19 protein-coding genes are annotated in these 21,285 nt (G+C 55.3%); 10 read left to right on the forward strand and 9 right to left on the reverse strand.

Features of this window, described 5'->3' with window-relative positions:
• Window positions 1-305 precede the first annotated feature (305 nt).
• Together AXW11_RS02590 and AXW11_RS02595 are read right to left on the reverse strand one after the other, a co-directional pair.
• Window positions 306-1,193: a LysR family transcriptional regulator gene (locus AXW11_RS02590; RefSeq protein WP_091643766.1), complete on the reverse strand. Its 888-nt coding sequence runs from the start codon at window positions 1,191-1,193 to the stop codon at window positions 306-308.
• 86 nt (window positions 1,194-1,279) lie between these two features.
• Window positions 1,280-1,912 (reverse strand): NAD(P)H-dependent oxidoreductase, encoded by a 633-nt coding sequence (locus tag AXW11_RS02595; protein WP_075194826.1) that lies wholly within the window; start codon window positions 1,910-1,912, stop codon window positions 1,280-1,282.
• A 165-nt stretch (window positions 1,913-2,077) separates the two neighbouring features.
• On the opposite strand from AXW11_RS02595, the gene AXW11_RS02600 reads away from it, so the two are divergent.
• Window positions 2,078-3,019: a DMT family transporter gene (locus tag AXW11_RS02600; RefSeq protein ID WP_091643763.1), complete on the forward strand. Its 942-nt coding sequence runs from the start codon at window positions 2,078-2,080 to the stop codon at window positions 3,017-3,019.
• Here the strand turns inward: AXW11_RS02600 and AXW11_RS02605 are convergent.
• From AXW11_RS02605 to AXW11_RS02625, 5 genes are all read right to left on the reverse strand, one after another.
• Window positions 3,003-4,226 (reverse strand): MFS transporter, encoded by a 1,224-nt coding sequence (locus AXW11_RS02605; protein ID WP_051946929.1) that lies wholly within the window; start codon window positions 4,224-4,226, stop codon window positions 3,003-3,005. The two genes, AXW11_RS02600 and AXW11_RS02605, sit on opposite strands and share 17 nt — an antisense overlap.
• A 92-nt stretch (window positions 4,227-4,318) precedes the next feature.
• On the reverse strand, window positions 4,319-5,239 hold the full coding sequence (locus AXW11_RS02610) for a peptidoglycan-binding domain-containing protein (RefSeq protein ID WP_051946931.1): 921 nt from the start codon (window positions 5,237-5,239) through the stop codon (window positions 4,319-4,321).
• 110 nt (window positions 5,240-5,349) lie between these two features.
• Complete coding sequence (locus tag AXW11_RS02615; RefSeq protein ID WP_085680735.1) at window positions 5,350-7,353, reverse strand: HAMP domain-containing methyl-accepting chemotaxis protein; 2,004 nt, start codon at window positions 7,351-7,353, stop codon at window positions 5,350-5,352.
• 83 nt (window positions 7,354-7,436) lie between these two features.
• Complete coding sequence (locus AXW11_RS02620) at window positions 7,437-8,342, reverse strand: ABC transporter substrate-binding protein (protein WP_226909916.1); 906 nt, start codon at window positions 8,340-8,342, stop codon at window positions 7,437-7,439.
• Between the two features lie 351 nt (window positions 8,343-8,693).
• The gene (locus AXW11_RS02625; protein WP_091643755.1) at window positions 8,694-9,956 is read right to left on the reverse strand and encodes an MFS transporter; all 1,263 of its coding nucleotides are present in this window, start codon (window positions 9,954-9,956) and stop codon (window positions 8,694-8,696) included.
• Between the two features lie 225 nt (window positions 9,957-10,181).
• Between AXW11_RS02625 and AXW11_RS02630 the strand changes: the two genes are divergently transcribed.
• The gene (locus AXW11_RS02630) at window positions 10,182-11,630 is read left to right on the forward strand and encodes a malate:quinone oxidoreductase (RefSeq protein WP_091643753.1); all 1,449 of its coding nucleotides are present in this window, start codon (window positions 10,182-10,184) and stop codon (window positions 11,628-11,630) included.
• Window positions 11,631-11,713: 83 nt separating this feature from the next.
• On the opposite strand, the gene AXW11_RS02635 is transcribed toward AXW11_RS02630, so the two are convergent.
• The gene (locus AXW11_RS02635) at window positions 11,714-13,024 is read right to left on the reverse strand and encodes an ATP-grasp domain-containing protein (RefSeq protein WP_213480091.1); all 1,311 of its coding nucleotides are present in this window, start codon (window positions 13,022-13,024) and stop codon (window positions 11,714-11,716) included.
• Window positions 13,025-13,264: 240 nt separating this feature from the next.
• Between AXW11_RS02635 and AXW11_RS02640 the strand changes: the two genes are divergently transcribed.
• The 8 genes from AXW11_RS02640 (at window position 13,265) to AXW11_RS02675 (ending at window position 20,617) form a co-directional block, all read left to right on the forward strand.
• Window positions 13,265-13,945 carry a glutathione S-transferase family protein gene (locus tag AXW11_RS02640; protein ID WP_091643751.1) on the forward strand — a complete coding sequence of 227 codons (681 nt, stop codon included), beginning with the start codon at window positions 13,265-13,267 and terminating at the stop codon, window positions 13,943-13,945.
• Between the two features lie 2 nt (window positions 13,946-13,947).
• A complete protein-coding gene (locus AXW11_RS02645) occupies window positions 13,948-14,640 on the forward strand; it encodes a glutathione binding-like protein (protein ID WP_091643748.1) in 693 nt (230 codons plus the stop codon).
• A 161-nt stretch (window positions 14,641-14,801) separates the two neighbouring features.
• Window positions 14,802-15,593 carry a substrate-binding periplasmic protein gene (locus AXW11_RS02650; protein WP_126812747.1) on the forward strand — a complete coding sequence of 264 codons (792 nt, stop codon included), beginning with the start codon at window positions 14,802-14,804 and terminating at the stop codon, window positions 15,591-15,593.
• A gap of 67 nt (window positions 15,594-15,660) precedes the next feature.
• Window positions 15,661-16,122 carry a (2Fe-2S)-binding protein gene (locus AXW11_RS02655; protein WP_075194839.1) on the forward strand — a complete coding sequence of 154 codons (462 nt, stop codon included), beginning with the start codon at window positions 15,661-15,663 and terminating at the stop codon, window positions 16,120-16,122.
• On the forward strand, window positions 16,119-18,452 hold the full coding sequence (locus AXW11_RS02660; protein ID WP_091643743.1) for a xanthine dehydrogenase family protein molybdopterin-binding subunit: 2,334 nt from the start codon (window positions 16,119-16,121) through the stop codon (window positions 18,450-18,452). Before AXW11_RS02655 ends, AXW11_RS02660 begins: the two co-directional genes overlap by 4 nt.
• 2 nt (window positions 18,453-18,454) lie before the next feature.
• Window positions 18,455-19,444: an XdhC family protein gene (locus tag AXW11_RS02665; protein WP_091643835.1), complete on the forward strand. Its 990-nt coding sequence runs from the start codon at window positions 18,455-18,457 to the stop codon at window positions 19,442-19,444.
• A gap of 89 nt (window positions 19,445-19,533) precedes the next feature.
• Window positions 19,534-20,265 (forward strand): SDR family NAD(P)-dependent oxidoreductase, encoded by a 732-nt coding sequence (locus tag AXW11_RS02670; protein ID WP_091643740.1) that lies wholly within the window; start codon window positions 19,534-19,536, stop codon window positions 20,263-20,265.
• Window positions 20,266-20,347: 82 nt separating this feature from the next.
• Window positions 20,348-20,617, forward strand: a complete 270-nt coding sequence (locus AXW11_RS02675; protein ID WP_213480089.1) for a DsbA family protein — start codon at window positions 20,348-20,350, stop codon at window positions 20,615-20,617.
• 97 nt (window positions 20,618-20,714) lie between these two features.
• Here the strand turns inward: AXW11_RS02675 and AXW11_RS02680 are convergent, their stop codons facing one another.
• Window positions 20,715-21,284, reverse strand: coding sequence for an NADPH-dependent FMN reductase (locus AXW11_RS02680; RefSeq protein ID WP_036207193.1), 570 nt, complete (start codon window positions 21,282-21,284; stop codon window positions 20,715-20,717).
• Window position 21,285: the final 1 nt, after the last annotated feature.

The following is a 21,285-nucleotide window of genomic DNA, read 5'->3' on the forward strand; positions in this document are numbered from 1 at the left end:
CAAAGGCCCCAAAACAAGGCCTCGTAGTGGTTTCCAAGTATGGGGCCGGACAGGAATCATCCATAAAATAGGTAACTACTTAAAACCGATTACGGTTTAACCCTTTGTTGTTATCGATAGATGGATGATTGAAATGAAAAGAGCCGCATCACTGTACAAAGGGTGGAGAATGAAGCGTAACTTCCTCCACCTGGTCCTGACCATGGAACCCCGTCTTCTGAAGGACGTTGGTTACCCACCTGAGCTTGTTGCACAGCGTCTGGATACACCGTTCTGGAAGTTCTGATCTGTTATAAAACAGATGACTATAGAGACATCCTTAGAAACTGGATGAACTCCCTGGCACGCCTTGGCAGGTACCGCCGATCCGAATACATTGCGTAGATCGAGCGGGGTACCGGCTCCGCGCCAAGCTTTAAATGCTGAAGCGTGCCGGCTCCAAGTTCCGCGGCCACATAGCCGCGAGGCACCATTGCGATGCCCAGCCCCTCTTTTACCGCCTCGATTAACATCATGGAGTTGTCCGCAACCAGCGGACCGGCGACGCTGACAGATTTTGTCTGGCCCAAGCCAGTCGAGAGCAGGAACTCCCATCGCTTTGCATCTGAGCTCATGCTGTACACAAGGCATTGATGGGAAGGCAGATCATCGATCGTGGCGGGCACACCTGCCTCGGCCAGATAACCTGGTGACGCCACCAGAATACGATCGAGCGACCCCAACCGCATTGCAACAAGCGATGAGTCTTCCGGTGCTTCTATCCCCCGAATGGCCACATCAACGCCGCTTCCAACCAGATCGGTGAGTTGGTCGCTCATCTGTAGCCGAAGGGACAGCGACGGGTGTTCTTTCTTGAACTGGAGAATTAACGGGCTGAGAACCTTGATGGACAAGGAAACCGGGCTGGCAATAACCAACTCGCCCGACAGATCGCCGGTATCAGCAACGGAATCGAGCATTTCGCTGGTCTGCTCAATGATAGAAAGGCAATAGGTGTAGAATCGCTCGCCTTCGTCCGTAAAGCTGATCGTACGGGTATTGCGGTTGATCAGCTTCGAGCCCGTCCAGGATTCGAGGAACCGGACGTACTTGGATATAACTGCATTCGAGCACTGGAACTCGTCGGCAGCAGCCGTAAACGAGCCCAGCTCGTAAATTCGCTTGAAATACTCCACACCCTTGAGGCGGTCCATGCCGGCGCTCCACATCAGATCTTGATTGATGAGGGAATTATACAGGCAAGCGCCGGTGTGTGGCTGAATTCTATCGGGCCTGTTGATCACACCCTTTGAATCAGTTGGGACAGGGGTCGGCGCACCTTTGGCATGTTCGCCATCCGGTCCTCCGCCGTATCACGGTACCCCAATGCTGCAATGACCACGCTGCTCAGATTATCCTCGTTCAATCGCAGGACGCGATCGAGGGCGGCTGGATCAAAGCCTTCCATCGGCGAGGCATCGACACGCTCTATAGCGGCGGCGGCAAGGGTAAAGCCCAGGGCAATGTATGCCTGTTTTGCGGCCCAGGCCTGCTTGTCAGCGGCCGTTTCCAGACCATTGATGGTACCTTTGATAGCGTCAGCGAACCCGTTCAGATCGGCAATCGCAACCCCTCTCTCTGTCGCCGCCAGCTCGATGTAATGATCAACCGTTGAGTCATCCAGATCCGTCTTGGTCGCAAACACCAACAGGTGGGAGCATTCCTTGACCTGTGGTTGCGGTGCAGCGTCTTCATGGATGCGCTCAAGCAGCGAGCGGTCGCTGATGACTTTGATGGTGTAGGGTTGCAACCCATAAGAGGACGGCGCCAATCGTGTGGCCTCCAGTATTCTCTCCAGTGTGCCTTCCGGGAGAGATTTGCCATTCATGCGTTTTGTGGCGTAACGCCATTCCAGGGCTTCCAGAAAATCCATAACAGTCTTCCTGTGTCGGTTTTGGTGGTTGGTTGACTGCTGACACTAAACGATGAGTTTCGGGGAATCGATGCGCAAATCGGCAAAGCAGTTTTCACGAAACGTGTGGTGATCCGCAGTCGCCGCATCGGGATGATAGGGCTCGCAACTAACGGAGAAAAAACCATGAAACAACATACGAGTACCGCATCTCATCAACCCGATGTAACATCCATGCTTCTGTTATTGGGCGTTGGCGTACTGATTGCCCTGATGCTGCCGCTTTCCAGGGCCGCCATGGACATCGGCATGACACCACTGGCGTACGCCTTCTGGCAGGCTTTGGGTGGCGGTATCCTGCTGGTTCTCTGCGGTCGCCGGGGTTCCCCGGTGCGATTCAGCAGGCCCCTGTTTCAATACTTTGGCATCAGCGGACTGACCGCCATTGCCGTACCCAATGCGCTGGCCTTCATTGTTGTTGCGAATATTGGGTCCGGCCTGACGGCGACTCTCTATGCGCTGCCATCCCTTGCCACCTACGGGATCTCCGTCATTCTGGGCATGGAAACACTGAGCAGGAAAAAGTCCATTGGGCTGAGTCTGGGCGTTGCCGGTTGTGTCTGGATTCTGTCGCCCAATCCGGCGGGCATCAATCCGGACTCGCTGCCATGGCTGCTGTTAGGTATGTTGGTTCCACTGTCCCTCGCTATTGGCAATGTGTATCGCACGTCTCACTGGCCGAAAGGGGCTACTCCAGAGCAGCTGGCCCCTGGAATGCTTCTCGCCGGTGCCGTACTGATTTTACTGGTGGTCGTGGTGACTGGGGGCGCACATTCGCTGCTTGTTAGCGGGATGGATCTCTGGACCATTGTGGCCGTTCAGTCTGTCCTGACTGCGATCAGTTATCGCGGCTTCTTTCACTTACAGAAGCGGACATCGCCAACGTTTCTCAGCCAACTGGGGTTCGTGATTACACCCGCTGGCCTATTGTTCGGGATCGTTTTCTTTGGTGAGTCTTATGGTTGGGCCGTGTGGGGTGGCGTGGTGCTGCTCTTGATAGGTGTTGTACTGGCAAACGGCGCCACCCGTGAACGCAAAACCTGCAACGCGGTCAGGAATCCTGGCTAAGCGCAACGTCGTCGTCGACACGCTCTGGGCCGGACTGCTGACGCCATGCCAACAGAAATATCGCGAGCCCGGCAACGGCGGTTGTGGCACCAACATACCCTGTGGACTGCCATCCAAGGCCGGCACTGATAGCCATCCCGCCCAGCCAGGGTCCAAGAGCATTGGCCACGTTGAACGCTGCGTGGTGAGAGGCGGCGGCCAGTGTCTGGGCACCGTGCGCCACGTCCATCAGGTGGGTTTGCAGCGCGGGCCCAAGGCCAACCATCAAGGCGACCAGGAAGCACATCACCAGCATGGTCCAGATGGTTTCTGTGGCGTAGGGATACAGAAGCAGCATGCTGATGCTCCACAACAACATCCAGCCAACGCTGCGGAACTGGAGGCGATCAAACAGCCAACCTCCGAGGATGTTGCCAACGAATCCTCCGAGCCCGAAGACCGCGAGTGCGATTGGAATCCAGAAGGGATTGACCCCGGTGACTTCCAACAATGTTGGAGCCATATAGCTGAATACACAAAACATGCCGGCAAACCCGATGGAGCCGATGGCGAGCGGATACCAGATTTCCGGGCGATTGAACGCCCGGATTTCCGAGAATGGGCTTTGCCGTTCCTCTTGTCGATTGAGAGGCAGGAAAAGAACAATCATCAATCCGGTAAGGGCTGCGATAGCACCCACAAACCCAAAGGCATACCGCCAATCCAGATGTTGCCCAAGAATCGTTGCCAGTGGGTTTCCGATCAACAGCGCGAGGGTAAGCCCCATCATGACCAGGCTCACGACCTTGGCGCGTTTGTTAAAAGGTACGAGTGAGGCGGCAACCAGGGCGGCAACACCGAAATAGGCGCCATGGGGGAGGCCGGCGATGAACCGGAACACCAGAAGTGATCCGTACCCCGGCGCCAGGGCACTGGCAATATTTCCCAGCGCGTAGAACGACATCAACAGGATCAGCAGGTGCCGCCGATAAAGCCTGGCACCGCCAATGGCCAGGAGCGGCGCTCCCACGACAACGCCCAGAGCGTAGGCACTGATCAAGTGGCCAACCTGTGGTTCCGTAACGCCCAGATCCGCAGCAACGCCGGGCATCAGCCCCATGATGGCAAATTCTCCCGTACCTATCCCAAACCCGCCCATGGCGAGTGAGAATATGATCAGTGTAATCCTGGCGGGAGAGTAGGGAGCTTCCTGCAATTGAGAGGGCATGGGGTGGTTGGCCTTGGCTGCAAGTCAGTAAATTTGAAACAAGGCCACCCAGTGTGAGCTAATCCAAGGCATTTCGGAATACGCGTATGTCCTCAGATCAGCCAACCGAAGAGGAAGTCGAATAACGAGCTGAAAAAACCGCCACTGCTTTTCGCGACAGTGGTGGATTCCGAAGTGTTGTCTGAGGTCGAACTCGTTGCCTGCGATGACTCCGAAATCTCCGGATTGCCAGAAGCCGTCGGTTCTTCTGGCAACTGGTAGTCAACATCCGTTGATGTCTCTTCGGTCGCCTCGGAAGGCACATTGAGAGCCACGGAAGGTTCTGCATCAACGGTTGAGAGCTCTTCGACCGTTGATGTCTCTTCAACAATTGAGGGCTCGTCAATGGTTTGGGGCTTCTCCATGGCTGAGGGCTCTTCAACAGCCGCAACTGCAACGGGTTCGGTTTCAGGTTCCTCTGCGATTTGAGGTTCAGGCTTTGAATCTTGAGCTAATTCCGTTTCGGGCTGAATCACCGGCTTATCGTTTGTTGCTACGATGGTCTCCGGAGCAGGTGCTGATTCTTCTTCCAAGGTTGGCGCTTCAGTCGATACTGGCACTGGCTCCGGCTTAACCTCCGGTTCAGGCGCAGCCGCAATGGGTTGTTTTGCACTGGGTGACCCGAAACGCTGCTTGCTGATTCCCGCGTCAGCCATTGCCCCCTCACGGCTTCGCGCGCTGTTGCCAGTCACGGCATCGCCATCCTTAACGGCGATTCCCAGGGCAGACAACGTTTGTGGGTCCAGATCGCCAGTGGCCTGCAACCCCTCTCGACCGGATTGATACTTCCGGATGGCCGAGCGCAGGGTGTCGTCCATCCACCCATCGGCCTTGCCAATATCATAGCCAGCACCGTAGAGGGCATTTTCAGCAGCAAAGATGGTGTCGGCAGGATCGGCCTGAGCGACTGCACAAAAGGACACCGTCAGCGCCGCGAGAAAGCCGGGCATCCTGGTAAAACGTGAATGGCTCATGGGTGAATCTCTCCCTGATACGCTGTATTTATAGCTATTGTTTGAGTATTGAAAGTATCAGTAATTGAACATGTCGCCCATGACGCAGTTAACACAAGCGAAAAAGGGTCCTAGTTTGACGTTTTAAAGCGACGCACCAGGCCGTTAAGGTCTTCCGCCATCTCCGCCAGGGAATTGCTGGATTGGTTAACGTGGGCAATATCGTCGGTGAGCTTGTCGATGGCACTACTACTGGCCTCCACGTTCTGAGTCATCTCAGCAGCGGTCGCCCGCTGTTGCTCAGTGGCACTTGCAACCTGCGTTGTCATATCCACAATCCGGTTTACGGCCGCCATAATTTCTGACAGAGCAGCGCCAGACTTGCCGGCTTCTTCACTGGCTTCAGAGGCCATCTGTTTGGCCTTGCTCATATCAACCACCGCGCCGGCGGCACCGCTTTGCAGATTCGAGACGATTCGCTCGATATCGACCGTTGAATCCTGAACCCGCTTGGCAAGCCCCCGGACCTCATCAGCAACCACCGAAAACCCACGGCCTGCGTCTCCCGCACGTGCTGCTTCGATGGCGGCATTGAGGGCGAGGAGGTTGGTTTGTTCTGCGATAGCCTGAATAACGTCCAGTACGTTACCGATCTCACCGGATTCCTGCTCAAGCCGTTGGATGCGCTTTGACCCTGCCTCGACCTGTTCTGCGAGTCGGGAAACGGATTTAACCGCGGTCGACACCGTTTCCTGGCCGGTTCCTGCCAGCTCGGCGGCCTGGCGTGCGGATTCATCCGTGTCACTGGTGTTGGACGCGATTTCGTCGGAGGTAGAGACCATTTCCTGCATCGCCGCCGAAACTTGAGTCACCTGGTCCCGTTGTTGTTCGGCATTGGCTGTGGTGCTGTTTGTAATGCCAGACAACGACTCGGATTCCGTACTGAGACGCCGGGACGACGCGACAATCCGGGAAATGATGTCTTCCAGGGTTTCCAGGAAGGCATTGACCGCTGAGATGAAATCGCCAATCTCGTCAGGGCGGCCCTTGGTCAGCCGGGTAGAAACGTCGCCTTCGTTATTTCCAATGTTTTCCAGGTAACCCAGAATTTCTGACCGGGCACGCTTGACGCTGTTACCCATCATACGGCTCATCAACAGGGCGACCACCAGGCCCAGAACGACAGACGCAACGAATGCGGCGAGTGTCAGGTTGAGTGCCGTCTCGGTCTCTGCTTCCGCTTCGTCGGCCACGGTTTCGAGGGAGGCAAAAACCTCTTTCTCAAGATTCCTCGCCATGTCAGTGATTTGGGGGCCCAGTACGTCAAGCCTGTCTTCCTTTGTTCGGATCATCGCCTTTTGCTGAACCAGCAGCTCGTTGACCGAAGCCTGGTATTTCTCGAGTGCCGCTATCGCGGTATCGAAATACTGCCTGACGTAGTCGGGGACCGAATCCATGTCCAGAAACTCGAGCGCATCGGAAATATCCTCCATGGCATAACCCAATGCAGTTTCCGAGGATTCGTCGCCATCGGCAAAGAAGCGCTGTGAGGCCATTCGCATCATGAGGGTATCGTGAATCAGCTGTTCCAGAACGACGCGCAACCGGCTATCCGGTTCTCTGTTGGTAACGCCATCAATGGCCCGGCGCAGTGCCTCTGATGCTGTGGGGCCGTATTGGTCCAGTTCGTCGGCAATGATATTTTTTACTTGTTGCTTGGCGGGCACCAGTTCGCTTTTGAAGACATTCGCGTACTGCAATGTCGCCTCTTCGATCTCTGCAACCAGTTGCACACGGTCGGCACTTTTGATCGTCTGTTGCGCTGCCGACAACTCCCTGAAGAAATCTGTCTCCAACTGCTCGAAGCGGGCCAGGATGTCTTCGTTACCGGTGGCGTAGTAGTCGAAGACTCTCAGTCTCATGGTGTAAAGGTTGATAAGCACACCGGTCGCAACGGCGGTTTCCGGTGCCAGATCCCTTGCCACCGTATCCATTCGCGCATCAAGGCTCTGAAATTCCCGAATGCTGTAAAAGGTGACGAGGGCGAACAAAAGCAGAATGAAAACAGGTGCTATCAGGAGTTTTCCGCTTACACCAAGCCGACGTTCAATGAATTCTAGTTTTTCTACAGCCACTGGTCTGCCCCTCTATGCGTGTATGCGTGCGAGATCTCTTGGTTAACGGCTGTTCCGGCATAATCTGGAGCCGCCCAACCAATTTATTCAACGAAGTTTGCTTGGGTCGCAATCATGGGGGAAAGCTCCAGGTTCCAGTGAGCCATGCCGCTTCGGCTATAGATGTAGTGCCCGCTCAGGGAGTTCATTTTAGGAATGCGGGCGGGCTTGACACCATTAAGGATGAGGGATGCCAAGCGGGCGGCAGTAATGCCCTCCTGGTGAGCCGAAATGGTGAAGCCGCCAATCGCTTGCTGCTTACCAATGTTGATATCCCAAAAGGAAAAGATGGGAACCCGGCTTTGATTGAATGCTCTGGTAATGAGTTCGTCCGGTGCGATGTAGGTGCCCTCTGAATCCCGGATGGTGTGGTGGGTGCCAACGATGATTGCATCGTACAGTTCGTGAGCCCGAACAACCGACTGCAACCAGGTGTCTTTGTCGTTGGTAAGGACGATGTCCAGTTTGGAGCCATATATTTCGGCACTTCTCTTGTCGCCGAAGTATTCATTGACTGCGTTTCGCATGGTGGGTGAGTCGTCCATTAATACAAGAAAGTGTTTATCCACTTTCAATACTTTCTGAAGATGACGGATGCTCTCCTCAAAAAATGGCCGTTCCAGCAAACCGGCGACCAAATCGTGTTCCAGGGTAGGGTGCTGCGCGGGACCGCCGTTGACACCCAGGAATACAACCGGAATCTTCCGCTCAACCAAGTGGTTGGCCATGAGGGAGAATGCGTTGTCGTCTCCCAGAATGGCAATGTCAGGCTGGATCTCGGTAATGGATTGCTGGAGGCTGGCTACTTTTTGGGGCCATTCTGATTTCGGCAATCTTTTAGTGTCGAGGGCAAGCACGTGAATGTCGTGGTCGTCGCCCAGCACTGATTGGACGGCGGCGATGTAATCAGCGTCCCATTTATAGCCTTGATGATAGCTCTCGATAATCACCACAGTTTTGCTGAAACACAGGGGGCTTACTAGCAGAAGAGCCAGGAGGAGTGTACGCATTGGGTGTTCCTTATTATTGTCCGAGTGAAGTCTGCACCCGTTCTTTCTTGTTGAAAGCGCTTGTTTTTATCGTTATTCCGTTGAACCAAACAGGAACCGTGCCAGATTTCTAAGTTATTGTTTTATAGAAGAAATTGCGAATGGGTAGGCGTTGGGATTGGTAGCATCGGCTCTGAGTGTCTGGTTTTAGCGACACAATGTTCAGAATGGGGATAAAGCTGTCTGATTTATCGGACAGTGCTGTCCTGATATCCGGACTTCGGTAGGGTAAGTTGGGACGGTCTCCGTGGCTCAGGCGTCTGTTTCGAACGTCGAGGCTCGGCGGGATGCCCAGGCGAACCCCAGTAATCCGACAATTGGGCCGGGAACCAGCAGCCAGGCCGCGTCCAGACCGATACGATCGAACAGCGCGGTGGTTACAGCGATCGATACCACGGTAATCGCAAAGCCGATGGAATTTTGAATCGCCAGCGCGGCACCAACTACTTCCTTTGGGCAAGCTTGCGCGGACAGGGCGGAGAACTGGGGAGAATCCGCAATCACGGTCGCGCCCCAGGCGAGTAGGAGTATTCCCAGCCACATGGCAGGCAAGTCACGCCAGAAGAGAGCAAACACCACTGCGCAAACACAAGAGGAGGCCAGTGCACCGACCGCAACTTTTGCACTCCCAATACGACGTGACAGGAATCCCCCAACAAGACACCCCAAAGCGCCGATGCCAATGATACTGAACGCCATACCCGATAATCCGACGGCCGAGTATTCACTGATGAGTGCCGTATTGGCCACAAGCAGTGGTACGACCGTCCAGAACGCGTAAAGCTCCCACATATGCCCGAAATAGCCCAGGGCTGCAGCACGAAATCGATTGACCTTGAAGGCGTCAAAGACCGTCAGCGGTCGCTCGGAGCCGGTGCCCGATGATTGTTTTTTCTGGCCTGCACCTGGTAAATGAGGGCCATCTCCAAGCAGATGGATAAGAACGGCGCCAAATAGCGCAAGTAGCGATGATGCCAGGATGACGTACTGCCATGGCAGGTCCGCACCGGCTTCTCGCAATGCATGGGGCAGTGCGGTGCCGAGCGTCAGCATGGCGACAAGCTGGGCGAGGGCCTGCCCGGTCCGCTCGGGAGCCCAGCTGACGATCAACTTCATGCCCACGGGGTAGATGCCCGCCAAACTCAGGCCAACCAGGAAGCGGAACACAATGCCACTGGCCAGACCCTCCGAAAACCAGGCGAAGCAGGCATTGAACAAAGCACCGCAAGCCGCACTCACCACAAAAATAAGACTGGCACGATACCGCTCTGCCAGGCCTCCCAAAGCCATGATCATTGTGCCCAGGATAAAGCCGCCCTGAACTGCGTTGGTCAGCCAGCCAATATCAGCAGCACTGATTTGCCAACTGGTCATCAGGGTATCCGTAGCACTATTGGCGCTGAACCACAGCGATGTTCCGAACAGTTGGGCGAGGGCGATTGTCGCAACGGGGCCAAGCCTGCGCAAAAACCTTGAAGGGATGGGGGTAGCCCCCTCAAATTGTCCAGACGTCATAAATGCGCTCCATATCCGTCGCGGCCATCAGTGTAGACTGACCGGCTGGCACAGTATACTGATGCACCATTCGGCATTTGGCGTAGAAACTGGACGCCAGATGAAGTGCCCAGATGGAAAAACAGGAATGTGGCAGGTTTTCAGTGTTCGCTGGAAGCGTGGTACCTTCGGGCAAGCAGACTTTATCGTTGGATATCAGAAAACTAAAGCGGGTGGATAGACTCTATGGACGTAATGATCATCGGCGCGGGGATTATGGGAACCACGTTTGCCACGTTGGCAAAAGAGCTGGCTCCTGAGTTGAATATCACCATCCTGGAGAGATTGGAGAGCGCTGGAGAGGGTAACTCGTGGGTGTTCAACAACGCCGGCACGGGACATGAGGCGAACTGCGAGCTGAATTACACGCCGGTGGACGAAGAGGTTATCTCGGTCGAAAAGGCCTTGAAGATCCATGCGCAATTCAACGTGGCCAAGCAGTTCTGGGCGCACCTGATCAAAAAAGGCGCGATCAAGGACCCCAAGACGTTCATCAATCAGACCAAGCACTGCACCATCGTCTCTGAATCCTCAATCGACGAATTGCGACTGCGGTTCAAGGAAATGTCTGCTCATCATTTTTTTGAGAGCATGCGCTTCTCAGAGGATTTCGACGAAATCAAGAGCTGGATCCCCTATTTGATGGAAGGGCGTCCTCGCCATGAAAAGATGGCGGCGACCGTCATAGAAACAGGCACGGACGTGAATTTCGGTGCTCTGACCCAACAAATGGCTGAACACGCTGCTCAAGACCTGGGTGTGAAGATTGAGTACGGCACCCATGTTAAACGCGTACACAAGAGCCCCGCGGGGAGTTGGCTTATAGAAACTGAACGCCACGGAGCCCACGCTCGTTACAAGGCTGATGTACTGTTTGTTGGTGCGGGTGGGGGTGCATTCCCGATCCTGAAGAAAAGCCACCTGCCGTTTGCGAAACGGTTTACAGGCTTTCCCGTCGGCGGGCGGTTCCTGCAGGCCCCGATCAGCGCAGAGCAGGCCGATCATTACCGGGCAAAAACCTATGGCAAAGCAAAAGTAGGCGCGCCCCCCATGTCGGTGCCGCATCTGGATTTGCGAGTGGCGGATGGCCAGCACTACCTGTTGTTCGGCCCGTTTGCCTCTTTCAAGCCCGTTCTGGAGAAAGGACGTGGATTTTTTGACTACCTCCGGGCAATGCGCCTGCATGATATCCCAGGATTGCTGAACGTCACCCTGGAGCACTTCCCATTGGTGAAATACCTGGTTTCAGAAACCTTCAAGGGCGAGAAGAGCATGTTCGAGGAGCTTGAAAGCTTTGCGCCCGGCCTGAGCAAAAAATTTGACTGGAAACCGGTTCACGCCGGCCAACGGGTTCAGATTATCAAGGACGGCGATCTGCAGATGGGCACGGAAATCCTCGTGTCCAAGGACAAAACCTACGGAACCTTGTTGGGAGCATCGCCAGGGGCATCGGTTTCGCCGGAGGTAATGCTGCGGTGCCTGGAACAACTGCTACCGGCCATTTTTACCAAAGAGGAAGCCAGGAAAACGAAGAAAGAGATTTTTCCTGAAGATGATCTGGATACCCTGGCCACGAATCCTGATCGTTATCGGGAAATCCGTGATGCCGTTAATAAACAGTTGGGGATAGTTTGAAGTAGGGGCGTTCCATGATTCCGGAGTTACAGGTCAGAATCATGGAACGCCATAGGAGTAGCACCTGAATGGGTGGTGACTACCTAGACATAAAAGTCCAGGTCCTCCTGGGCTTTCAACAGGTCCCGCATCTTGATGGGGTCATCACCATAGAAGAAGACCAGGCCCCAGTGAGTACCGAAGGCGGACCGGTCAGGAACCGTTTCTTCCGTCGGTGCAACGAGTTCATGTGACTCGAAATAGGGGTGATCAACACATTCCGGAGGCATTTCCAGCTTGCTGACCACGCGGCGGCGCGGATAAACACCGAAGCAACCGGCATAGCCCTTGGCATCGACCACTTCGCGTGGGAAGAATTTTTCCACTTCCTCTTTGGTGCTCTTGGGATCAAATACCAGCATTGACGCCTGGTACGCGTTAAACCCATACGCACGTTCAATCAGCTCAAACGCCTTGAAGCCGGGTGGGCGGTAAGCAACCTCACCAAAGTACATTTCACCATCAGCAGTAACGAAGTACTCAGGGTGAATCAAGCCAAACTTAATATCGAACGTTTTGATCAGCAACTCGATCTGCTTGGTGATGGCATTACGCCAGCTTTCGAGTTGCTCGGTCGCCGGAACGAAAACGGAATAGCCCAGCGTTACGTACTCAGAGATATTGAGAAACTTGATCTTGCCGTCGTGAATCCATGCCTCAACGGCAAACTCCCAGCCGCTCAGATGGCTTTCCATGAGCAACGGATATTCTTCCGCTGGAATGTTGTCAATTTCCTCAAGCGTACGGATCATTCGATGGCCGAGGCAACCAGCCTTGTCAAACGCCTTGACGTGAATGGGGTCGTCCGGGTCGCCATCCAGTTTCAACAGGGTTTGGTTGACACGCTTCATGAAACGGACGATGTCGTCTTTCTCGTGGGCCTCCTCGAAGATCCCGACTCGAATGCCGCCAAGCTGGGCACGGCGCTTCATCAAAGCCTTGTCACGGAACAGAATCGACTGCCCGTACATGCGAGGGCTGTCCAGGAGCACTGAGTTGATCGCCCCAGACCACTCAACGGTCTCTTCGAACAGCGGTATCGCAACATCAACGCCTTCCTCTTTCAGCCTTTCAGCAATCTGCAGGGACCGATCATTCAAACGGATAAAATCCCATGGGATAAAGGGGATCTTGTTAGCGGTACAAAAATCCGCAGCCCATTCCGGAGCAACAACGATGTAGCGGCGGTCGAACTTCTGGGCGGCCTTGATGGCATTGACGCTCCAGCCAAGCAGGGCGATATAGCCTTTGTTCGGATCCTTTGGGGTCTCCGTACCTTTAACAGAGTCCATTTCCGGATCAAGCCAGGCGGCGGCCACATCATTTGATAAGGGCGCTTCTTGTGTTGTCGACATGTGTCGTTCTCCTTGCAACCTGCCCGATAGGAGCATGTAAGTAGTTGAAATTATTGTGGGGCAAGTGTGGTGAGTTAATACATCCTCTCTATCAACATAGTCGCTATCACCCCAAAATGAAAAGATTGCGCCGGAATTAGCCGTTCCTCCATACCAACTATTTTCCAATAACTAATATTGAATGATTGCTCAAGAATGCCTAGAGTGTAAGTTCCTGAAACAGACCACCGGAGGCCCTCAATGATCAGATTCTATTTCCACCCTAGACCCAACCCGATGAAAGTGGCCCTGTATCTCGAAGAGACAGGTACGCCTTATGAACTGGTTCCCGTCGATACCCTCAAGGGCGAGCAGCATAAGCCGGAGTTCAGGGCCATTAACCCCAACGGTAAAACCCCTGCGATCGACGATGATGGAATACGGGTATTCGACTCCAATGCCATTTTGCTTTATCTGTCGGAGAAGAGCGGTAAGCTGGGCGGAACGCCTGAAAACCGGGCTGAACTGCTGTCCTGGATGATGTTTGTGGCGTCTGGGCTGGGGCCGTACTCCGGTCAGTCAGTGCATTTCCGGCATGCAGCGCCGGAACAGATTCCTTATGCCGCTAATCGCTATCAGCGCGAAGCACAGCGCCACTATGAAGTGCTGGATACGCATCTGGCAGATCGCACGTATCTGGTGGGCGAGGAATTCAGCATTGCGGATATTGCAGCCTGGGGCTGGGTTGATAAAGCTGGAGTTGTGCTCGGTGATGCTGAGCTGGCCGGCTTCCCGAACCTGAAGCGGTGGTTTGACAGCATCAACAATCGTCCGGCAGTCGCGCGTGCCAGGGCCGTCGGCCAGGACGTTCCGTTCCAAACCGAAATGGATGATGCAGCACGCCGAGCCCTTTTCCCGCAAAACTACCCAGAGCAGGCGTAAACATGATTGATCTTCACTACTGGCCAACACCCAATGGTCACAAGATCACGATCTTTCTTGAAGAAGCGGGGCTTGAATATGATATCCACCCGGTGGATATCAGTGCTGGGGACCAATTCAAGCCATCGTTTTTGGCAATTTCACCCAATAACCGGATGCCGGCGATCGTTGATCACTCGCCGGCATCCGGCGAGGGGCCGCTTTCCGTTTTCGAGTCGGGCGCCATTCTGTTGTACCTGGCAGAAAAAACAGGCCGCTTTCTGCCCGCGGACCCCCGGGCTCGTATCACGGTCATACAGTGGCTGATGTGGCAGATGGGTGGACTTGGCCCAATGGCGGGACAGAACCACCACTTCGTAAAATACGCGCCGGAAGAAGTTCCTTATGCCATTCAGCGTTACGTGAATGAGACCAATCGGCTTTATGGCGTACTCAACAAACAGTTGGAAGGACGCGACTGGGTTGCAGGTGACTACTCCATTGCTGACATGGCGACCTATCCCTGGGTTGTGCCGCATGAAACTCAACAGCAGAACCTTGATGATTTCCCGAATCTCAAGCGATGGTTCAATGCCATGCAGGCGCGACCGGCGGTGGTCAGAGCGTATGAAAAGGGAGCCCCGTGGTCCAGTCGGCCAGCCGTGACGGAAGAGGGTAAGAGTCTGCTGTTTGGTCAGACAGCCGACAAGCGTTAGTGGTTTGCCACGTTAGGAATGTGAATAGAGGGATCTGAAAAAGCCCTGCGCGCTGTTGATCACCCCTTTCGGTCGGTGTCTGTCACAATTGTCTATACTGATCAGATCATAATGGCTAATGCCTACCGTTCCCGTACCAAATGCGCAGTGGGGCGCCTCTCATGCAGCGTGCAGTATCAGTTGTCATACATTACGGGGTTATCGCGGTGTTGCTGGTGCTTTATGGAACCCTCAGCCATGCAGCCGCACCATCCTCGAAGATAAAGATCTGTTATGAACCCTGGGACCCATACATCTTTAAGGATCATCAGGGAGAGATGCGCGGCATTGCCGTGGAATTGATGAATGCCGCGCTCAATGATCTGGGGCTGATCGCTGCCTACGAGGAATTGCCGTTTAAACGCTGTATTTCAGAGGTTCAGTCAGGCGCCTCAGACATCGCCGTACCAATAACAGAGGGGCGGGACAAGCTTCTGCACTCGCGAACGATATTTGCTCACTGGACATTGGCTGCGATCGTACCTGAGAGCCTATCCATTGAGGGGCCGGTGACGCTTGAGAAGCTGGATGACCTTAGCGTGCTGATCATCAGCGGGTATGTTTACCCGGACAATATCACGCGCTGGGCAGAGACCCATCAGGATATTGTCGAGATCACCTATTCCGCTGATGGCGAGGGAATGGTGCCTTTCCGCATGCTCGAATTCGGGCGGGCCGATGCATTCATAGAAGACAACTTCTGGAGCGCCAATCTGATCCAGGATCACGATCTGGCGCTTCGCGTTCTGGAACCAGCGCTTGGTTCTTCGGTCAGTGTGGCCGGTTATCGCAATGAACTTGCCGGCCTGCGCGATGACATTGATCGAGTCCTTGCATCAAGGGGGCAGGCTTTCAGAGACGAGCTGTTTAAGAAATATACCGGTTATGCCGAGTCGTTTTTCTCCGGTCAGTGAGCTCAAGCTTCCCCAGCAACGTAAATCGTGCAACACAGTGCGTGGAACACAGTGAAGGGAGAGACCAATGATTAACCTGACCATAAACGGACAGCTGCATGAGCTGGACGTCCCCGACAATATGCCGTTGCTTTGGGCCATTCGGGACGTTGTCGGCATGAAAGGCACCAAGTTCGGGTGCGGTATCGCCCAATGCGGTGCTTGTACGGTTCATCTCGATGGGGTCGCCACCCGATCATGCATAACGCCGGTCTCCGCAGCTCAGGGAGAGATTACGACCATAGAGGCCATGGCCGACGACCCGGTTGGCAGCAAAGTCCAGCAGGCGTGGCTGGACCTGGGTGTGGCCCAGTGTGGCTACTGCCAGGGTGGCCAGATCATGAATGCCACAGCTCTGCTGAAGAAAACACCGGAACCGGAAACCCAGGAAATCATCGATGCCATGGCGGGCAACCTCTGCCGGTGTGGCACCTACAATCGCATTCTGGCGGCCATTGAGCGGGCTGCGGACAAGGAGGTGAGCTCATGAGCCAATCCGACGACACACTGCTGCTTGCGAATGTCAGCCGCCGCGGTCTTCTCAAAGGGTTGGCCGGAGCCTCTGCGCTCCTGCTCGCAGCCCGATGGGATATTGGGCTGGCCAATGAACAGGCTCAATTCGGGGCCGGGGCCATGCCGGGGGGCTGGGTAGACAACCCGAATGTGTTTATCCATATCGATGCCAACGGCCTTGTCACTATCGTCAACAACCGTGCCGAAATGGGACAGGGTATTCGCACCAGCCTGGTTATGGTGGCCGCGGATGAACTGGGCGCAGACTGGGACCGGGTTCGCGCGGAACAGGCAGACGGCGATCAGGATAAGTTTGGCAACCAGAATACCGATGGTTCCCGCAGCATGCGTCACTGGTACGACCCCATGCGCCGTGCGGCCGCTGCTGCCAGGCTGATGCTTGAGCAGGCCGCGGCCAATCAATGGGGTGTATCGGTCGACCAAGTAAGGGCGGATATTCATAAGGTTGTTCATCCTGCCACTGGACGTGAACTCGGCTTTGGCCAGCTTGCAGAAGCCGCACGGGAGCTGGACGTTCCTGGCCGGGAGGGGTTGGTTCTGAAATCTGATAGTGAGCTGCGTTTCATTGGCAAGGAATCCGGCCTGATCAATGGCGAGCTGAAATCCACGCACCCCAAAGCAATCGATGGTGAAGACATTGTCACCGGCAAGGCAATTTTTGGCGCCGATGTGGATCTGGAAAACACCCTCTATGCAGTGGTGGCCAGACCACCGGTCTATGGTGCGACGGTGAAGAGCGTCGATGACAGTGAGGCCCTGAAGGTCAGAGGTGTTAAGAAAACTGTACGCATTGATGGCACGGGCCAGCCTGCGGCATTTAATCCGCTCGGGGGTGTTGCGGTAGTAGCCACCAACACCTGGGCTGCCATGGAAGGCCGCAGAGCTTTGAAGATAGAGTGGGACAATACTCCGGCCGGTAACAACGCCGATTACACATCGGATACTTACCGTGAATCCCTGGAAAAAGCGGCGCAATCGCCGGGCAAGGTTATACGCCAGTCCGGTGATGTTGAGGCCGCTTTGAAAGAAGCCAATAAGCGGGTGTCAGCCACCTACTACATGCCCCATATGGCTCAGGCTCCCATGGAGCCCCCCGTCGCCGTGGTTCGCGTAAGCGGGGGCAAAGCCGAGGCCTGGGCGCCAGTGCAGAACCCCAGGGCGACGCGAGAAGGCATCGCCGGGCTTCTGGAGATCGACCTGGAAAACGTGACCGTTCATCAAACCCTGCTGGGTGGCGGTTTTGGCCGTAAATCGAAGCCAGACTTCGTGATTGAGGCCGCTCAAGTGGCCAAGGCCTTTGAAGGGCAGCCCATCAAACTGCAGTGGTCCCGTGAGGACGACATTCAGCATGCCTACTTCCATGCGGTTTCTGTGGATCACCTGGAAGCGGGGCTCGACGGTAATGGCAAAGCGACCAGTTGGCGCCACCGTACTCTGTCTCCCAGCATTGCATCGCTGTTCGCGCCGGATCCCAAACACAAGGCGGGCTTTGAGCTGGGAATGGGGTTTAACACCATGCCATTCAGCATCCCTGCTATCCGTTTGGAGAACCCGCCGGCACCGGCTCATGTCCGCATCGGGTGGTTCCGCTCGGTGTACAACCTGCCGCATGCGTGGGCCATCCAGAGCTTTGCCCACGAGATGGCGGTAGCCGCCGGCAAGGACCATCGCGATTATGTACTGGACCTGCTGGGACCAGGGCGTGAGGTTCACAATCTCACGGTGGGCGACGGCTGGAACTACGGTGAAGATCCTGAGATGTACCCAATTGATGTGGGCCGCATGCGCCGGGTTATTGAGCGTGCCACCGAAGAAGCGGGCTGGGGAAAGGAAAGAGCAAAGGGGCGTGGCCTTGGGCTTGCCTTCCACCACAGCTTTGTTTCCTACACCGCCGTCGTCTTTGACGTGGAAGTGGATGACGGCGGGCAAGTGACCATTCACCGCGCCGACATTGCCTTTGATTGCGGGCCGCAGGCCAACCCGGAGCGAATCCGGTCACAGATGGAGGGTTCCTGCGTGATGGGAATCGGCATTGCCCTTCAAAATGAGGTGACGTTCCAGGATGGTGTCGCTCAACAAAGTAACTTCGACAGATACCTGTTGCCGCGAATGCCAAACGCGCCGAAAGTGGTCCGGGTGCACCTGATTGATAATCCCGATGACGCCATGGGCGGTGTTGGCGAGCCGGGATTGCCGCCGGTCGCGCCGGCACTGTGCAACGCCATCTACGCAGCCACGGGGAAACGCATCCGGCGTCTTCCTGTTGGTGATCAGTTGAGTGCATGACCATGCAAAGTCTGGATGCTCGGGTAGTGGAGCAGGCGATCGAATGGCTGGGTAATGGCCGGACGATCTGGTTGTGCACGGTGTTGTCCACCTTCGGATCATCGCCCAGGGAGCCGGGCTCACTGATGGTTGCCACTTCGGATGGACATCATGTGGGCTCGCTCTCGGGTGGTTGCGTCGAGGAAGACTTCCTCGAGCGCGTTGCCGCCAGAGAGTACGAGCAACCAGCCGTTATTGTCCGTTATGGCGACCCGGGCAACAGCCCGGAGAGCCCCCGTATTCGCTTGCCGTGCGGGGGCATTCTCGACGTCCTGGTAGAACGTATGGTTGCCACCACAAAGACCCGGGATCACCTTGAGCGGATTCAGCAGGCCCTGTCCGGCCAAAATGAAATCGCACGACATATCAGATTGACGGATGCAGTGTGGTGGCTGTCCGACGCTGAACCCACGGGGCCGCGGGTGTTGCAAAATGAAACCGAAGAGACGGTGACGGTTCGTATTGGCCCCGTCGCCAAGTTGATTCTTGCCGGCTATTCAACGGTATCAGAGGCCTGTGCACAGTTCGCCTTAAGCCTTGGTTATGAGGTGGTGCTGTGTGACCCACGGGAGGAAGTCACCAATGGCATGAGCCTGCCGCCGGGTGTTGAGTTTGTGCCCCAACTGCCGTCGCTGTATATCGCTTCGCCTGGTGCTTGCACGCCCTCCACGGCGATCGTCGCCGCAACCCATGACCCCCGCATTGATGATCTGGCCATGATGGCTGCTGTCAAAACCTCGGCAAGCTACATTGGTGTGATGGGCTCTGTTCGTACTTCCCAGGCCCGATCCGAACGACTTCGTCGGACTGGTGGCCTGTCAAAGGAAGACGTTGAGCGGATCCACATGCCCATAGGACTCAACCTCGGCAGTAAAACCCCTTCTGAAATTGCACTGGCCATCGTTGCGGACATGGTGCGTGTCAGGCGAGGGCGTTCGCGTGTCGAATTGTGAGCGGCCTGGCTCACAACTAGGTTAGCGAAAGGTCCCTATTGGGTGGGATACGTTTTTACCAGCATCACAACGGAATAAGGGGAAGGAACATGGGCACGACCGACAAACCCATTGCGCTGGTGGTTGGGGCTGGTGATCATTTAGGGTCGGCGATCGCACGCCGATTTGCCAGGGAAGGATTCCATCTCGTGGTAACCCGTCGCCGGGGAGATCTGGAAAAGCTCAGTCGTGAAATCAGCGACATAGGGTCCACGGCAACGGCAATTCATTCCGACGCCCGTGATGAGACGCAAGTAACGGAGCTGATAAATCGAGTGGAATCAGAGCTGGGCCCAATACAGGTGGTTGTCTTCAACGTGGGTGGAAACGTTCGATTCGATCTCTGCGAAACAACCACCCGGGTGTACCAGAAAGTCTGGGAGATGTGCGCGCTGGCGGGTTTTCTGATGGGCCGGGAGGTGGTGGCGAAGATGCTGCCCCGTAGCGAGGGAACCATCCTGTTCACCGGTGCATCGGCAAGCCTGAGAGGTGGGGCCGGTTTTTCTGCCTTTGCGGGCGGCAAGCACGCGTTACGGGCCCTGGCTCAAAGCATGGCGCGGGAGCTTGGACCAAAAGGAATCCACGTAGGTCACGTTATTGTTGATGGACTGATACGAAACGAGGCGACCGCTGAGTTTCTGCCTGATCTTTATGCCAGTAAGGGGGAGGGTGGCATCATCGAGCCCGATGATCTTGCCGACATTTACTGGCATCTCCATACACAGCCTCGGTCAGCCTGGACATTCGAGCAGGATGCGCGGCCATTTTCTGAGCCCTGGTAAACCCTTCCCATCAAGAGGTAATGATGATGAGTACGAATATCGACTTTTACTATGATTTCATAAGCCCCGCGTCCTATTTCGCATGGATGCGGTTGAAGGAACTCACTGCGGGGACGGGCGCCAATATCAATTACAATCCCCGGATGCATTGAGGGAGATCTTAACCAACGCTGGTTTTGATCCGGAACAGGTAGCGGACGCAATGGCTCAGCCGCAGATAAAAACAGCGCTGATCGAGGCGACGGATGCCGATGCCAAGAGGGGCGTGTTCGGAGCCCCCACCTTCTTCGTCAACGACGAAATGTTCTTCGGCCAGGACCGTATGGACTGGGTTAAGCGGGCGCTTGGATAACCTGGGCCGCCCTCAGCACCAACACACACCTATTGATTAGCGTCCGCAATCGGAATGCCGTGATAGGCTCATGGAGGTGCAGATTCAGCGTCTGCTCTCATCCCTTACGGATCGATTGCAAGGCACTGGCCCATTTCTCCAACTCCTCGAGCATCGCTTTCCCGGAACCTTCGTGATGCTCGCTCGCCTGGAACACCTTATTCTCATCGAGGAGGTTCCAGGGCATCTGAACCATCACGCCCTCCATCATTGGCATCATTTTCAATGTGGTTACCAGCTGTTTCGCGAGTTGCGCCGAGCGCAGACCACCGGATACGCCACCGTAGCTCACAAACCCGCACGGCTTGTAGTTCCACTCGGTGTACACGTAATCCAGCGCGTTTGTGAAGGAGGGGGGAGGGCAATAGTTATACTCGGGGATAACGTAAACGTACGCATCAGCTGCATCGACGCTTTTTGACCACGCCTTGGTATGATCATGCTCGTATTTCTGTAAACGCGGATGGTTTGGTTCGTTGTAGACCGGTAGTTCAAAATCTGCCAAGTCGACAAGCTCCGACTCAAATCGTCCGTCGGCATTGGCGAATTCGTTGAACCATTTAGCGATCGATGGGCCAACCCTTCCAGGGCGCGTGCTGCAGATGATTGTTTGAAGTTTCAGCGTCATA

This window comes from Marinobacter sp. Hex_13 (genome assembly GCF_001566815.1).
GTDB lineage: Bacteria > Pseudomonadota > Gammaproteobacteria > Pseudomonadales > Oleiphilaceae > Marinobacter > Marinobacter salarius.